The organism is Faecalibacterium sp. 7 (assembly GCF_049562865.1).
Taxonomy (GTDB): Bacteria; Bacillota; Clostridia; order Oscillospirales; family Ruminococcaceae; genus Faecalibacterium; species Faecalibacterium wellingii.
On sequence record NZ_CP186911.1, the window covers coordinates 2,068,179 to 2,083,030 of the forward strand.

Annotated in this window: 21 protein-coding genes and 2 tRNA genes; all 23 read right to left on the bottom strand. The window is 57.2% G+C overall.

Going from position 1 to position 14,852, the window contains the following annotated elements; all coding sequences use genetic code 11:
* Positions 1-9 precede the first annotated feature (9 nt).
* Positions 10-327, bottom strand: coding sequence for a hypothetical protein (locus ACKXF7_RS10350; RefSeq protein WP_423741233.1), 318 nt, complete (start codon positions 325-327; stop codon positions 10-12).
* A 9-nt stretch (positions 328-336) separates the two neighbouring features.
* Positions 337-1,275, bottom strand: coding sequence for a phage major capsid protein (locus tag ACKXF7_RS10355; protein WP_418265890.1), 939 nt, complete (start codon positions 1,273-1,275; stop codon positions 337-339).
* 5 nt (positions 1,276-1,280) lie between these two features.
* Positions 1,281-1,820 carry a hypothetical protein gene (locus ACKXF7_RS10360; RefSeq protein WP_418266368.1) on the bottom strand — a complete coding sequence of 180 codons (540 nt, stop codon included), beginning with the start codon at positions 1,818-1,820 and terminating at the stop codon, positions 1,281-1,283.
* 109 nt (positions 1,821-1,929) lie between these two features.
* Positions 1,930-2,006 (bottom strand) — tRNA-Lys (locus ACKXF7_RS10365).
* Between the two features lie 72 nt (positions 2,007-2,078).
* A complete protein-coding gene (locus ACKXF7_RS10370; protein ID WP_154259740.1) occupies positions 2,079-2,228 on the bottom strand; it encodes a hypothetical protein in 150 nt (49 codons plus the stop codon).
* 60 nt (positions 2,229-2,288) lie between these two features.
* Complete coding sequence (locus ACKXF7_RS10375; RefSeq protein ID WP_249238643.1) at positions 2,289-2,492, bottom strand: hypothetical protein; 204 nt, start codon at positions 2,490-2,492, stop codon at positions 2,289-2,291.
* Positions 2,470-4,227, bottom strand: a complete 1,758-nt coding sequence (locus ACKXF7_RS10380) for a phage minor capsid protein (RefSeq protein WP_423741234.1) — start codon at positions 4,225-4,227, stop codon at positions 2,470-2,472. The genes ACKXF7_RS10375 and ACKXF7_RS10380 overlap by 23 nt, the downstream gene beginning before the upstream one ends.
* Complete coding sequence (locus ACKXF7_RS10385; protein ID WP_423741235.1) at positions 4,227-5,051, bottom strand: hypothetical protein; 825 nt, start codon at positions 5,049-5,051, stop codon at positions 4,227-4,229. Before ACKXF7_RS10385 ends, ACKXF7_RS10380 begins: the two co-directional genes overlap by 1 nt.
* Positions 5,012-5,656 (bottom strand): hypothetical protein, encoded by a 645-nt coding sequence (locus tag ACKXF7_RS10390; RefSeq protein WP_423741236.1) that lies wholly within the window; start codon positions 5,654-5,656, stop codon positions 5,012-5,014. Before ACKXF7_RS10390 ends, ACKXF7_RS10385 begins: the two co-directional genes overlap by 40 nt.
* Positions 5,656-6,930, bottom strand: a complete 1,275-nt coding sequence (locus ACKXF7_RS10395; RefSeq protein WP_423741237.1) for a PBSX family phage terminase large subunit — start codon at positions 6,928-6,930, stop codon at positions 5,656-5,658. The genes ACKXF7_RS10390 and ACKXF7_RS10395 overlap by 1 nt, the downstream gene beginning before the upstream one ends.
* Entirely contained in the window at positions 6,927-7,238 is a 312-nt protein-coding gene (locus tag ACKXF7_RS10400) for a hypothetical protein (RefSeq protein ID WP_418265896.1), read from the bottom strand. Before ACKXF7_RS10400 ends, ACKXF7_RS10395 begins: the two co-directional genes overlap by 4 nt.
* A gap of 207 nt (positions 7,239-7,445) precedes the next feature.
* A complete protein-coding gene (locus ACKXF7_RS10405; RefSeq protein ID WP_097775550.1) occupies positions 7,446-7,913 on the bottom strand; it encodes a QueT transporter family protein in 468 nt (155 codons plus the stop codon).
* Entirely contained in the window at positions 7,900-8,670 is a 771-nt protein-coding gene (locus ACKXF7_RS10410; RefSeq protein WP_423741238.1) for a hypothetical protein, read from the bottom strand. Before ACKXF7_RS10410 ends, ACKXF7_RS10405 begins: the two co-directional genes overlap by 14 nt.
* A gap of 17 nt (positions 8,671-8,687) precedes the next feature.
* Positions 8,688-9,221, bottom strand: a complete 534-nt coding sequence (locus tag ACKXF7_RS10415; RefSeq protein ID WP_418265898.1) for a ParB N-terminal domain-containing protein — start codon at positions 9,219-9,221, stop codon at positions 8,688-8,690.
* Positions 9,222-9,375: 154 nt separating this feature from the next.
* Positions 9,376-9,511, bottom strand: a tRNA-OTHER gene (locus tag ACKXF7_RS10420).
* Positions 9,512-9,927: 416 nt separating this feature from the next.
* Positions 9,928-10,458, bottom strand: a complete 531-nt coding sequence (locus ACKXF7_RS10425; RefSeq protein ID WP_418265899.1) for a hypothetical protein — start codon at positions 10,456-10,458, stop codon at positions 9,928-9,930.
* Between the two features lie 35 nt (positions 10,459-10,493).
* The gene (locus tag ACKXF7_RS10430) at positions 10,494-10,736 is read right to left on the bottom strand and encodes a hypothetical protein (RefSeq protein ID WP_418265900.1); all 243 of its coding nucleotides are present in this window, start codon (positions 10,734-10,736) and stop codon (positions 10,494-10,496) included.
* Positions 10,737-10,752: 16 nt separating this feature from the next.
* Positions 10,753-11,097, bottom strand: coding sequence for a DUF7694 domain-containing protein (locus ACKXF7_RS10435; protein ID WP_418265901.1), 345 nt, complete (start codon positions 11,095-11,097; stop codon positions 10,753-10,755).
* Positions 11,084-11,629: a Holliday junction resolvase RecU gene (locus ACKXF7_RS10440; RefSeq protein WP_418265902.1), complete on the bottom strand. Its 546-nt coding sequence runs from the start codon at positions 11,627-11,629 to the stop codon at positions 11,084-11,086. The genes ACKXF7_RS10435 and ACKXF7_RS10440 overlap by 14 nt, the downstream gene beginning before the upstream one ends.
* Positions 11,619-11,786, bottom strand: coding sequence for a hypothetical protein (locus tag ACKXF7_RS10445; RefSeq protein WP_418265903.1), 168 nt, complete (start codon positions 11,784-11,786; stop codon positions 11,619-11,621). Before ACKXF7_RS10445 ends, ACKXF7_RS10440 begins: the two co-directional genes overlap by 11 nt.
* A 10-nt stretch (positions 11,787-11,796) precedes the next feature.
* Entirely contained in the window at positions 11,797-12,096 is a 300-nt protein-coding gene (locus ACKXF7_RS10450) for a hypothetical protein (RefSeq protein WP_242915779.1), read from the bottom strand.
* Positions 12,096-12,320: a hypothetical protein gene (locus ACKXF7_RS10455; protein WP_242915778.1), complete on the bottom strand. Its 225-nt coding sequence runs from the start codon at positions 12,318-12,320 to the stop codon at positions 12,096-12,098. The genes ACKXF7_RS10450 and ACKXF7_RS10455 overlap by 1 nt, the downstream gene beginning before the upstream one ends.
* A 2-nt stretch (positions 12,321-12,322) precedes the next feature.
* Positions 12,323-14,824 carry a DNA methyltransferase gene (locus tag ACKXF7_RS10460; RefSeq protein WP_418265904.1) on the bottom strand — a complete coding sequence of 834 codons (2,502 nt, stop codon included), beginning with the start codon at positions 14,822-14,824 and terminating at the stop codon, positions 12,323-12,325.
* Positions 14,825-14,852 lie beyond the last annotated feature (28 nt).

Genomic DNA, 14,852 nt, shown 5'->3' on the forward strand with positions numbered 1-14,852 from the left:
TGCGGAGGACTACTCATAGGCTTCCTGCCGGGCGGCGGCGGTCACACTGGCATTGCTGCCAAAGGTGACGCTGTAGCCGTCGTTGGAGACGCTGGCAGCACCCGGCACAGCACCCGCCGCAGATGCAGCGGCCAGCAGGCCGACGATCTGCCCGCAGGCGTCCGCCAATGCTTCCCGGCAGGCCTCGCACCCGGCGGCGTGGCTCTCGGCCCGGCCAAAGGTGGCGGAATCGATCATGCGGGAAGCCCGGCTGCACAGCACACCGAACGCCGTTTCTGGCACCATGCCGCCCGCCGCCGTGTACTGGTCATAGGTGCAGTAGAGCATGGGGCCTCCTTATGCTGCGACGGCAGCTGCGGTCAGGAACGCAAAGGGGACTTTGGAGCGGTCGGCGTTCATACGGGTGGCAGGGTTCGGCAGTGCCCAGCCCATGCGCATGACCACACGCAGGGCCACCATATCCTGCTGGGCGAGGTTGTAAACGATCTCCTTGGTGGAAGGATCCTGAATAACGCCCTGATCCAGCAGCTTCACGGTGACGTCCTGACGGATGGAGTACACCAGCTTCTTGAAGTTGCCTGCGATCAGCTGTGCCTTGGAAGCATCAAAGCCGCCGTTATCCGGGAAGTACATCGGTGCGCCGTCCAGCGCGTAGGTGGTGGCACCCTGCATATCGGAACGGAACAGGGGACGGCCAGTGGTATCCACAAGGCCGCGCAGCTCTGCCTTGGCGGTCAGGTCGCCCACCACGGCGTCCACGCCGAAGCCGCCAGCCTCCACCTTGGAGAACAGACCGTCCTTGCCCAGCAGCTTTGCGTAGTCGATGGGGCCGGTGACTTTGTTCTTGGCCGCAAGGGTCAGAACATCGGTCGTCCACTCGGTGGGACGCTCGCCGCCGAACAGGATGGCGTTGTCGATCTTTGCGCCCATGGCTTCCCGGACGCGGGGCTGTACCTCGCCCATGATGTCAAAGCTGGAATCTGCCAGCACAGCCTCGGGCACAGGAACGATGACGGCCAGCTCTGCAGCGGTCATATACACGTTGTCCCATTCCTGCTTGCTGGTCTTTTTCATGCCGGTGTCACCGTTGACCCAGTAAGCCAGCGGCAGCATGGACAGCACGGGGATCTTGGTCTGGTTAGAGGTCATATTGGCAAGGCGGGTGCCCAGCTGCATGACGGTGGAGCTTTTGGGCACGTCCTGCTGGATGGTGTTCACCAGCTGCTCCCGGATCAGGGCCTCAGCCTTATTGCGAGCGATTGCATCAGTAGCCATAAGAATCAACCTTTCTGGCCGAACGCTGCGCGGAATGCAGCATTTGCGGCCTCATGTGTGTTTGCGGGCTGGCCGGGTGCGCCGGTCGCCGATGCGGAAAAACGTGCCATGCCGCCGTCCGGCAGAATGGCGCTGGGATCACTCTCTTTGAAAGCCTTGACATAATCATCAAAGCCCAGAATCTCGCCGTCCTTCATAGCAAAATTCTGGGCCTTTGCCTCGGCAAGGAACGCCTTGCGGGCGCTCTCGCTGGAAAATTTCAGGCCGGATGCCTTGCGTTCCAGAGCGTAGCCCTTTTCGAGGGCAGCGACCTGAGTCGCAGCATCGGTCTTGGCCTGCTCGGCCTTGGCCTTCCACTCGGGGTCGTAGCCTTCCAGTTTGCTGTTTGCAGTGGACAGCTGTTCGGTCAGGGTGGTTTTCTCGGCCTTGAGGGTGGTGATCTCGTTCACCTTGGCCGTGATATCCGCGCCGTGCAGGTTCATGATGCTGTCCAGCTGGTCCGAGGTGATACCCGGAATGATCTTGCTCACATCTTCGCGTTTCACTTGCGATGTGCTCCTTTCTTTTGTCTGTTGGGTGGATAAGTCCCTGCTGTTTTGTATCGCGGTTCTCATTCCGCACGGGACAAGACGGGGTACGCGCCGCCTTCCGCTGTGGTGCCGCTTGCGGGAGTTGAACCCGCCACACCCGGATTAAAAGTCCGGTGCTCTTCCAACATGAGCTAAAACGGCATGAAAAAACCACTGTTGTGCCTTTTTGATGGCATACAGTGGTTAAAATGGGGCATTTCCGTGAATGAAAGCTTACTTTTTGGGGTGCGGGTGCGGCGTGTATTTGTCGTCCTGCGCCTGCTGCACGGCGGATGCAATCATGAAGAACAGCCGGGCGCCGTTCAGCAGAACGATCTCCAGCAGCGCGAGGATCATCAGAGTGATAAGAACTGTAGTAACCATAGTGTACCTCCTGAAAAATTGGCAAAAGAAAACCACCGTCCGGGTGGATGGTGGTTAAGGTTATTCGATGCCGGGCGGGAGCTTGCCAATCCCTTTCAATGCATCATAGGCACAGCGCGATGCAAGTTGCTCAGGCGGAACATCATTGTCGTATGCTTCACATTCTTCATCATACGAGTGGTCAATCGGATGTTTCAGCAATGTTTCTTGAAGCTCTTTAATTACTTCTGGTGTGAAATAATCACTCATAGAACCGGATGCCATATTTTTTCATCTCCTTGATTGAATCACGAATTATGGATTCGGCTTCCTGAAGCAGTTGTTCGTCAGGCAATTGTTCCCTTGGAATGTCACTCAATGCATTTACTTTTGTGAAAAGCCGGGAAGAAATAGCCTTGATGGTATTCGAATCATACTCTGATGTTTTCTCAATCGCGTAAATGTGCCCGTTATGACCAACTGCGGTCAGAAGTTTTATAGAATCGTCGTGTGCGAAGTTGTACAAATCGCCCTGCGAAAAAATACTGCAATCGGGATGGGTGTGAATGAAGATATGCGGAACCGCTGTTTTTGGAGGTTTCACGCTTCCGCCACGAGCGGGCCCGATGATATCCTTCGTCAGCGGCTTCATCTTGATGTCGAACACCCTGCCCACTTCAACATTTTCCGGCTGCTTTGAAGCGACCATGAGAAGGCGCTTGTGGGCGTTTTTCAGCTGTTGCTGCCCGGCGGCATCCAGTGTGTCACAGCTGAACGCCTTAACATTTGCGATTGACTGCATTGTAACAGGTTTTGGCTCCATGTTCAAGCTCGAATAAACAGAGGAGTTTTTCTTCGCCGCCCAATTCGCCCTGCTGGCTTCACTCCTGCCGAACTTCGGCACGCTGACACGGGCGCTGTCCACACGGCCACCCGTGGCCTGTGCAAACTCTGCAAGGCTTTGGCGGGCCGCTCTCAGGCGCACGGCGGCGTCGGTGGTGTCCAGCCCGGCAGCGTCCTCGGCCAGATACCGCTTTTTCCAGCGGCGGACGTTCCGCTCCCGGGTCCGCTGCATCTGGGATATCTCGTAGGCGGTGTACTTTTTGCCGTTCCACTCGATGTTCCGGGCGTTCAGCTCCCGCAGCTGCTCCTGTGTCCATTGGGGCGGGTCGCCCAGCTCCGGGAACACCGCGAAAAAGGTGTGGCGGCAGTTCCAGCCGCAAAGGCCTGCGCCGGTGCCGTAGCCGGTGGCGGCTTCAAAATCCGGGTAGTGTCTGCCCTTGTAGTCCACCGCGCCGCCCCGGTGGAAGCGCCTGCCCTGCCACTCTGCATGAGAAGGACGGGCACCGCCGTGGGCTGTCGTCTCCACAAATTCGCAGCCCATTTCGTCCATGCGGGCCACCTGCAGCTTGCCAGTCGTCTGGTTCACACCGGTGAGCACGGCACGGCGGGCGGCCACCTCGATGCTGTCCTTGTGGCCGCTGGGATAGGTGACCATGGGCATCTCGTCTGCAAGGCTGTCCACAGCCTGTTTGACGGCTGTTTTGTAGTCGAAGGCACCGGTGCTCACCTTGAGCCATGCAGCGTCCAGCGTGCGCTCAAAGGCCCCTGTGACGGTGTTTGCCGTGGTAGCGGTGAGGTTCTGCCATGTGCCGCAGGTCTGCCGGGCACCGGCATCAAGCAGGTTGTTCAGGGCGGCGCTCTCTTCAAAGGGCGTCGGCTCCATGTCGTAGTGGTAGTAGATGGCGTCCTCCCGCTCCATGGCTTCGGTGGCGGCCTGCAAAAGCAGCCTGCGGATGGCCGTTTCGTTCTTGCCGGTGTACTTCGCCAGCAGCTTCACCACGTCGTTGCGCAGCGCCTCGGTCTGCTGGTAGCGCCACAGCTGCCAGTTAGCAGTAGCGGTCACTTTGTCCATCTTGCCGATGCGCCGGGCAACGTCCTGTAAGATCTCGTCCTCGACCTGCTGCCAGAGCTGCACAAAGGCGTCCGGCATCTGGTCGAGGTAAGACGGCGGCAGCATCAGGCACCCCCGAAGGTGAGGGCTTCAGGGCTGCGGTTCTCAGCAACCGCTTCGGCGGCAATGGCCTTGGCATCGTCCTCGCTGTAGCCCTCGAACTCCACCAGATACCGCCAGAAGGGGAACTTGCCTGCGGTAACGTAGCCCCAGTACATCTGCTTGCGCTCCTTGGGGTCAGAAATGATGCTATCGTCAAAGTCAAAGGTCACGTTGCAGTCGCCCGGCGGGGAAACGGCTGCGCCGCTGTTCCACTGGGCATCCAGCAGCTTGCTGATGGAGTATACCAGATCGGTCAGCGCATTGCCCAGCGCCCGCTGCAGGTCCTTGACGGTAGTGTAGCTGCGCTGCTTGCTGCTCCTGATCTCCTCGGCGGTCTTGTCCACGTTCTGCGGGTCGGACAGGGTGCCGTAGGCAAGGCCGCACTGGAACTCCACCCGCTTGAGCATGGTATCCATCCCCCGACGATAACTTTCATCCCGCAGGGCAGGGGCAAAGGCTTCGTAGAGGTTCCGGCCATTGGCCCCGATGCTGCCGTTCAGCCAGCTGCGGTAAAGGCGCTCAAGCCGCTCCGGAAGATGAACATTTCCGTCGGCATCGGTACGCAGGGCGGTCTGGTCAACGTCAATGGCCAGCTGCCCGCCGTCATACTCCCACAGCAGGCGTCCATATTGCTCGTCAACGTCCCGGATCGTCTCGACAGCCGCCGCATAGACGCTCACACCCAGCGGAGAATGCCGGTCGGAAGAGTTGCCGCCAGATACCCTGAAATAGCCCCAGAGCGGGCGGTCTACGCCGGAAAACTCAGTGTGCGGGAGATCGCGGCCCATTCCGGCACGTCGGTCAGCGGCACCTCGATGCCGAGGTCTGCACTGGTCATGGAACGGAACGCCTTGACCGTGACGCTGTACGTGCTGCCGGAAAACTCGTGATCTTCAAGACGAGTGTAAATGCGGTTGCCACGCACCAGATGGTCATAAAAAATAGCCCCGGTCATGCGGCCAGAGCTGTCAAAGCGGGTAGGGCAGAAGCAATCCCCCTGCACAGCATCGATCTGGATGCGTCCCTCTGCATCGAGGAAGGGCCGGAACAGGATGCCGCCCAGCGCACAGCCGTATTCCACCGGGGTGCGCAGATCTGCAATGAAAGGCTGCAGCATAGTGTTGATGCTGTCGGCGCGGGCACTGCCAGAAACAAGACATTCCATTTCCAGCGTGGTCAGACGGGCCAGCTCCGATGCAACGCTTTTGGGCAGACCCAGACTGTGAAGGGGGTTCTTTCCACCATGACACCACGGCCCGCCACTGTCGTACATCTGCGCCCACAGGACAATGGCATTCTCCATGCTGTCGGACACGCTGACGCTGACGGTGGTATTTTCACCGAACAGCAGCCGCGCTTTCTCCCGCAGCCAGAAAAGCAGTCTGTCAAACATTACTTTCGTCTCCAATCTGCCCAGCGGATCAGCGGGGCCAGTATCGTATAGCAGAAATAGCGGATGTCGTCCATGGCGTGGTCGTTCTCCTTCACGACGCGGTCCTCTTTGGCTTTGTCATCCCACGAGTACAGGCCGAACTCCCGGCGGGATGCCGTGCAGCTTTCGTGGATAGTCACAAGCCCGGCCTGCATCAGGGATGCCACGCAGCGGATGCCGTTCAGTACGTCGTTATCAGCTGGGATAACCAGATACTTGCCGTGCCGCCGGATGGTCTCGATGAAGGAAGCAGCGGACGGGTCAACCACCACCGCCTGAATGTAATAGCCCTTGGTCAGGCGTTCCAGCTCGGCATAGTGCTCTTCGTCCGTGCGCTGCACACGCTCGGCGCGGCTGTCAAAATAGCTTTCCTTGATGCGCAGGGCCTTGCCATCATGAATGACCCACAGGCCCATGCTGCAGGGGTTGTGGGTGCCGTAGTCGATGGACACGTAAAACTGCCCGTCGATGTGGGAAGCATCACCGTGAAAGAGGTAGGTGTCCTGCCCGGCGGAGAAGAAGGGATACACAAGGCCCTCGGCAGCTTTCCTTTTACCGAGGATATCACGGGCATACCAGACTGTGCTGCGGTCGTAGGTTGCAAGCACGGCCCGGAGCTGCTCGTCCGAGATGCTCATATTATCGGCAATGGTGAAATGTCCGTAGTTAAAGCCGTATTTTGGGTTCTCCGTCTGCTTCTTTTCGTGCAGATTCAGGATGTTTTCGTAGTACCAGTGCCCCTCCGCCTTGGGATTCAGGTCGTGAAACACCTTTCTGTCCGGGCTGGACAGGGTACGGTCGAATACTTCCTTGATGAAAGTTTCGCTGCATTCATTGGCTTCGGTGATGTACGCGGTGCCGTAGGTGTTGCCCTTGATCAGCTTTTCGTCACCGGCTTTGCCACCACCAGACACCAGCACCACTTTTTCGCCGGTGGCAGTCTGGATGTACAGACAGTCGCGGTTCTGGTAGGTGCCCTCACGGCAGCGGCCCTCAAAATAGTTTTTCAGGCCGAAGCCGTCACAGTCCAGAATGTTCAGCCGGGCCGTCGCAGTGGATACGCCTGCAATGAGGTGTATTCTGCTGGGATGCTTTTCCAGAATGGTGCAGTAGGCCATGGTGATAAGAACGTTCTTGCCGCCACGTTTGCCGCCCTCTGCCACGTTGAACCAGTGGTCGAAGCAGTTCCAGAAGAAACGCATCTGGTTTTCAGAGAATGGTGCTGGAATGTTCATTCTTCAAAGTCCTTGATATCGCGGTTGGGAACGGGCCGCTGCAGCAAGTCGGCAAGGGTCTGCATCTCGGTCTTTTGAGCCTCGGCTGCACTCTCCACCGGCTTGTCCTTCCACTTGTCCGGCTTCCGGTTCTTCAGGTAGAAGATCTGTGCCGTGGTGTTGGCCGGTACAACGACCTCTTCCTCTGCATACTCGATGTGTTCTTTTTCCAACCGTTTCTTGCCGTCTACCTTTACGGTCTTGACTTTGACAGGCTTTTTGACCGTTATCTTGCGGGTCTGGCAGCTCTGGAACAGCTCATTCTCCACGATGTAGTCAGCGACGTCCCGGCCCTTTTTTAGTGCTTCCGAAAATTCAGGAAATCGGTTTTTCCATTCGCAGAGGGTCGATATTGAGCAGCCTATATTCTCGGCAATCTGCTTGTCTTTCAGGCCGTCTTTTGCCCATCCGCGAAGCAGTGCCAGACCTTCCGGCTCTAACCACTGCTCAAACTTACCTTTGCGGCCAATCGCAACTCACCTCCAAATGCTTTCAAGGCGCTTGCCCACCAGATGGTACAGCAGAGCGCCCACCAAAAGAGAAACAGCCTCGCCCGCTGCCACGCACACAGCATTCAGCAGGAACGGAGAACCGTACACGATGGACAGCTCTGCGCCTACTACGATACCGTTGAACACAGCGCCAAACAGGACAGTCGGCAGCGCCTTGCCGCACTTGCGAGCGAAGGAACCGACAATCAGATTTGCCAGAGAACCGACAATGACATCAAGGATGCCCAGCGGGGAGGTCAGGTTTGCCAGTGCGCATCCGAGGGTGTAACCATAGACTGCGAACGTGTTGTGCATACAGAACAGCAGGATAACCTCGGAAATCCTGCACTGAATCTGTCCATAACTCAGGGGCGCGATAGCCACGCACAGGACATAATAGATGGCCGCAGTCATGGCGGCATAGATAAGGGGCTTGATTTTACTGTGCAGCATAATCAGTACCCCCCCCCAGAGAATTTTTCAGTCGGGTGGTTGCAGTAAACCAGTAACGTTCGTAGTATTCCTGCATCTTCATTGCCTCCTTATATGCAGCTTCCCACTGCCGTTGCCGCATGATAGTGCGCTTCTCGGCAGTATCTTCGTTTTTCAGCTTTCGGCTTCCCAAACGGCCATATAGAACGCCCTGCGTCCAGCTGGAACTATCCACATAGTCAAAGGGAACCTTCTTCAAGATGTCCTTCCGGGTCATGCCCAGACAGTGAACACGGCAGTTGTGCTGCCACGCTATCTTCAAGAATTGCGCATACTGGTCATCTTTGATGTCCTCATTTTTGAACCCAGTAATTGCAATGACCCTGCCGCTGTACTCTTCGCACATCCGGTAGAAGTTTTCTATTCCGCGCCCTTTGTGCCAGACAGGAATAATCTTGTCCGTTTCCTGTTCCAGCCGTCTACGCAGCTTTATGACGCGCTCAAGGCCGATGACCTTGTCCACGTCCATCTCAAAGTAACCAACGATTTTGTTACAGTCATTTTCACGAATGAAACGCGCATAGGATTCCGTGTATTCTTCCCAGTTGAGTTTTGTCTTGCCCTTCTGGAAGGTGTGCGCATCGGAATCTATCATGATGCGCTCGCTCTGCTCGATGATGCCCAGTGCTCTTTTGGGGTTCTTCGGGATGTAGTAGTAGGACATCAGGTTATAGTGCATCGACCCCAGTTCATCCAGACGAGCGTTGTTGTTTTCCAAGGAGCTGAGAAATATTTTCAATCCTCACCGTTTTGTTCATCTCCAGCGACTCCTTCAAATTTTTTGAACTTGGCTTTCAGGTCGATGTGGCCGCAGCAGGGGCAGATCAGCTTGTCATCGTGCGGCTCGTCATAGCTGCTGCGAAGGTCGGTCGAATCGTCAAAGATATCGTCCGGGGCCTCGCTGTCGAAATTGAAGTCGAAATCTCCGAAATCAACCTCGGCAAGTTCCTGTTCCAGCTTGGAAAAGTCCCAGCCGGTCATTTCGCCGGTCTTGTTGGCAAGGATGCGGTACTTCTGTTTCTGCTCCTCGGTCAGACCGGTGTAGCGCACCACATCGGCGGTTTCCACATGGAGCTGCATCAGAGCCAGACGGCGGGTGTGTCCGCTGAGGATGACGTTGTTCTCGTCCACCTCGATGGGGTCCAGCGCGGTACACTGCCGCATACTTTCCGCACAAGCGTTCACAGCTTCCGGGGAAATGACGCGGGGATTGTTCTCATAGGGAACCAGCTCCGACACCGGCAGTTTCAGCAATTCTTTCGTAATCATTCTGCCATTGTCCTCCTTGCTTGCGGGTAAAACGAAACAGAGGGTCGCCCCACGATGGGGGCAGCCCTCTGTTTTTCGGTGCTGCCTTTCGGAATCGAACCTTCCATGTCTACACACATGAACGCGCTCCAAATTGCGCTAGGGCAGCATATAGAGCCGTTGGCCGGATTCGAACCGGCACCATTCCGCGCCAGCCCGCTGCGGTGATTGGTCGCAGTTGCCTGTCATGGAATGTATCATCAATGTTGACCCGCCTGCAAAAGCGGCGCTCTGCGTTGAGCTACAACGGCATATAATATCCCCGCGCCGCGGTGGTCGGGCGCAGCTTGGGGAATGGACACACACACCAGCGGGACCAACGTCATAACCCGCTTTTGGCGTTCCGGGGCCTCCGTCTGAAATGCGTGTTGTTTCTATCCGCGCTCCCTCGTGGGGGGTGACGGAAAGTCTAGGAGGATGCCTGTGTGAGAGAAAAAGAAAGGAATGTGCCGCGTATGGGTAACGCGGTCAGCTCCCGGTGGTTTATGAGGCCATGTGTCCACTTCTGCTTACGGGGTCGGCAGGATTTCAAGCGCCGTGCCGCATTGCGCGGTTGCGCTTATGTCATTCTATCATGCCTCCCAGTCTGTTGGAAGTCCAGAGACATAACAATATCAGTCCGGGGTGATGTAGAAAATTTGAGAGTTATTTTTGCGCGTATTGCTCATTATGCACAATCCTTGTTGATGTATGGCCAAATTTCGGCCAGCGCTTGCAGCCCTTCCCGGATTGCGTCCGAAACTGTAGAGCGAGAAATGCCCAGTTCGGCAGCCACGTCATCGTAGGTTTTGAGTTTGAAATAGCCGTCCTTGTCTGTTGTTTCGCACTCGATGTAGTAGGCCCGCACAGCATCGGCCATGCGCAGCGTACTGTCATCTTCGGCGCTCACGATGCAGAACACGCGGGAAATTGCCTCAATGCGGCGCTTGACCAGCTCCGATTCCATGCGGCTCAGTTCGCGGTTCTCACTGTCCATCTTGCAGACGGCATCCAGAATCTTGTCACCGTTTCCGGCAGACATGGGCATCCCGCTGAAGCTCTGGGTCACTCTGGTTGCTGCGTCACGCTGCTTGGCCATCATTTCGTGCTGGATGTTCATGCCCTCGGCCAGATCGCGCAGCTTGCGGAACCAATCCTTGACCTCCATAAACGCGGCCTCTCTTGCCGGGTCCTGTGCTCTCCATGCTCTAATCTCCATATACACCCCTCTTTCTGGTCATGGCTGCGAGCCGGTCACTTTGCGCCAAAGATTTCCCGCAGCGTGTCGCTGAAGGTCTTGCGGGTCTGTGCAGGCTGCACCTGAACGTTCTTGCCGGTGGACTTTGCGATGGCCTCCGCGATGTCCTGCGCCAGCTTTTCCGGTACGCAGCTCTCCGCGTCAACGCGAATCTGGCAGTCGGGCGCGGGCATATTCTTTTCCAGCTCTGCCACGCGGCGTTCCAGCTGTCGGATGCGCTTATTTTCTCTCTTGCTCATGTGGTAACTCCTTTCGTCACACAAATTCTTTCGGCGGGGTCTCGTAGGTCTCGCCGATTTTCTTCCACAGGTGGAGGCAGTACGGATGGGTGTCAACGTACTGGCTGCGCGGCGGGTGGAACTGCACCACGCATTCTTCCTCGTCCCAGAAGATGTCCTTGATAAGGCACATCTCGTCCCACGTCGGGCAGCGGCGCGGGAGGCTCACGCTGACGTGTTCCCAGCCGCCGCCCCACGATGCAACGATGCCCACAGTCTGCGGCTTATACTGTGGGTGGACGAGGTAGGCCATGAAGCCGTCCCAGCCCTCCCGCACGATCATCAGGCGATGGTTCTTCTTGATTTCTTCAATCGGGCGCATTCGTTTCAACTCCTTCCAAAAACAGCAGCACTCCCGGCGCTGCGACCCGGACGCGGTAGGCTCCTACATCTGCCGGGGTTATGTACTTCCGGCCAAACACGTTCTTCATGTCTTCCCAGATCAGCCACGGAATGCGGTAGAACTCCCGGCCATTGAATGAACACAGAACGAACGCGATACCACCCAGCCGTGATATCCGGCGCAAACAGGCGGCTTGCTCGGCTGATACGCGGTCGGACAACAAACGACCGGTGTCGGTGTGTTTCGCCTCGAAAACGACAGCTCTGCCGCCTGAGAGAACGCCCTTGTAGTCCGGCTGTGCCTGCTTGGTGTAGCAGGCGAGGAACCTGCCGGAACGATCTGCGCCGCCGAGGGGCTTCATCGGCTCCGGGGTTTTCTCGATGTCAGCCCGCCCGATTGCGCGGTAGTAGTCACAAGCAGAGCTGATGATAGCCTCAAAGCCCGCGCCCTCTGCCCGGCTGCGATCGCCGATATAGCTGCGGCGAATGCTGGCTGCTGTCTTAACCTTCATTGTCCTGCCTCCAATACTCCACGAAATAGGTCAGGGTGGACTTGCCGCCGCGCTTCTCCTTGCCCATGCGCACGGTGTAGCCGTTCATGGCAAGCACGACAACGAGCACCTTTCTGTCCTCGACCTTGTCACAGTCGATTTTGTAATGCTCTGCCATCTTGTCCTCCTTACTCCTTCAGGCAGCTGGCAGGCTGCTGGAGCCACTTCAGCGCCTCTTCCTCGGTCGGTACCCCATCCGCGCACATCTGGTTCACGACAATGGGGATAAGGCGCTTGGCCAGTTCCTCGTCGTCCATGTCGCAGATGGCATCCGCAATGGTGTCCTCGTTATGGGGCATGATTTTCAGCGACAGTCTGACCACCGTGCCGTCCCTGCGCGTCCAACTGCTGATGATACCGGCACAGCCCAGCTTCTCGCAGGCTGTCAGCATGGTATCGCGAGCCTCTTCCAGAATTTTGTTGTCCATTACCGATACTCCTTTCCGGTAACCCTGTCCCGCAGCGGGATGCGGCCAATGATGTCGAAGCCGGACCACTCTGCGATCTGACGCAGCATCGGCACCAGAATGCTGATTTGCAGCAGCCGGGCGGCCTCTTTCTGGTATTCTTCCTTGCGGATGTTCCGCATCGCGGTGCCGGGGGTCGGGTCAGCGTAGTGCTCGGCGTTCCGGCTCATGTTGTCATTGCTCATGTTCAAGCTCCATTCTCCAACAGGTCAAACAGAGTGGGTGCATCCTTTTCCGCATCCGCAGATTCCAGATAGCCCACGCCGTCACGGAAATAATCCGGGTTCAGCTCCACGCCCTTGCCTCTGCGGTTCATCTTCACGGCCTCATACGGCACAGTGAACAGCCCCGCAAAGGGGTCAGCTACCAGCTCGCCCTCGTTGCTGTACCGCTCAATCAGGCGCTGCACGATGTCGATCTGAAGCGGGCAAACGTGGAGGTTCTGCCGCCGCTGGCTCTGGGTGGTGTTTAGGGTGCGCATCCGGTTGATATCGTCCCAGACGGTCATGTCCCACGAGCCGGGAGCGACCACCATGAACGTGGACGGCAAACGGCCATCCTTGTCCAGACTTTCCGCGAGCTTGACGTGTTCCTCGTAGGAGTAGACGCTGTTCCGGCTGAACTTGCGGTATACGTTTTGCAGCTTGGAGGTCGGGATTTTTTCCAGTTCCTCGCGGGTGAAAGGCCGGTCGCCGCTGCTGCGCCAGAATGCGTGAGCGTCAATTTGCCACTGGGCGCGGGTGTATTCCTCTTTGGACTTCTTTACCGGCGTATCGGCATATCCACGGCTGCAATCGGTGGGCAGCTTGCGGAACAGCAGGATGTATTCTGGGCAGCCAACACCCATCTTCGTGCCGTCCTTGCACTGCTCCGTCCATCCCAGACGGTAGGTCTGGTTATTCTCCCGGACAACGTCCGTGACAACCGTAATCATTCCGAAATAGGCGAACCCATGCTTCCGGAAATGAGCGATACAGTCCGCGTGAAACGGCTCAATGGTCGGCGCTGCAAGGCCGGTGACGTTGGCGAACTCCACGCGATCTTTCACATGGATTGCAGCCACGCGACCCGGCTTCAGGGTGCGCAGCAGTTCCGGGGTCAGATAGTCCATCTGACGGAAGAACTCTGCATCATCCGGGTTATGGCCGAAGTCATTGTACGAGGGCGAATATTCGTAATGGTTGCCGAACGGGATACTAGTCACATACAGGTCAATGCTGTCCGTTGGCCAGTTCCGGACTTCTTCCACACAGTCGTTGTTGATGGCCGTGTAATTGTTTCCCTTGACTTCCACTCTCTCACATCCTATCGTTCTCTTCAGGGTCTCAAGCGCAAGGCTACCGAGACCGTATTCTTTGATGATTTCCTCCATCTGCTCGCTCAGTTCATCGTACTGTCTCCACTTGCGTTGCAGCGCCAGCAGCACCTCCGTCTCCGTGTCCATGTACAGGATGTCGATGATGACCGGGGACTTTTGCAGGAAACGGTAGATGCGGTGAATGGCTTGAATGAAGTCGTTGAACTCGTAGTCGATGCCCATGAAAATGGCGCGGTGGCAATGGCGCTGGAAATTGCAGCCGGAACCGGACAGGCTTTTCTTGGTTCCGAAGATGCGGGTGCGGCCCTGTGCGAAGTCCATGACCCGCTGCTCTCTGGTTTCCAGCTCCATGCTGCCGTAGATATCGACCATCTCCGGCACGGCCTTTTTGAGCGCCTTGCGCTCGTCCTCCAAATCGTGCCAGACCACAAAATGCTCGTCCGGCGGTGCCTCCGCAATGATGCGGGCTACCTCGGCGGCGCGAATATCGATGCTGTCCCTTTTCTCCTTGGCTGCATCCGACAAGCCCATGGCGGCATCATGGCCGAGCTTCATCTGGCCGTCCGCTTCAAACTCGGCGGGCCGGTCAAGGCTGTTCAGCTTGTGGTATCGGATATCCATCGGCGGCAGTGAATAGCCGTCATCCGAGAATCCGAGGTCGCTCGGCTTTTGCAGGAAAAGGCCCCAACTGGCGCACCAGATCCAGAACTCGCGCTCGCGGCCAGGATACAAGGTCAGATTGTTGGCCTTGGTGCTGTCCCTCTTGAAAAAGCGGGTCAACGCCTGTCCGGTGTCCATCACTTCCAGAAAGCCCGCATAGTGAATCAGCTCTTTGAACCGGTTCGGGGCCGGGGTCGCGGTGTTTGTCAGCTTATATTTCACGCCCTTGAACTTGAGCATGAAGCTCTGGTAGGTCTTGCTGCCGAAGCTGCGCAGCGTTGCAGCCTCGTCCAGACTGACCGCCGTGAAGCGGTGCGGGTCAATATCGCCATCGCGAACCCTCTCGTAGTTGGTCAGGATGATGGGGGCCGTGCTGGCCTCCACCTCGGCCATGGTCTTGCAGTAGGGCGGTTCTTCCATTCCCAGCAGATTGACCGCATCTGCCCGGAACTCCGGCATTACGTTCAGCGGCATCACAATGAGTGTCTGGCCTCCCTCGTGCTTCTGAAGGATTCTGCACCATTCCAGCTGCATGACCGTCTTGCCCAGACCGAAGCGGGCAAAGATGCTGCGCCGACCGCCGCGCAGCGCCCACAGGACGCTCACGCGCTGGTGATCTTTCAGCACCGGGTTGACCTCTGCGGGGTCAATCTCAATGCCTGACAGGGGCGCAATGTCGATTTTGCGCTCCAAAAATTCTTTGTATGTCACGTTTTCATCTCCCATATATTGCGAGCCG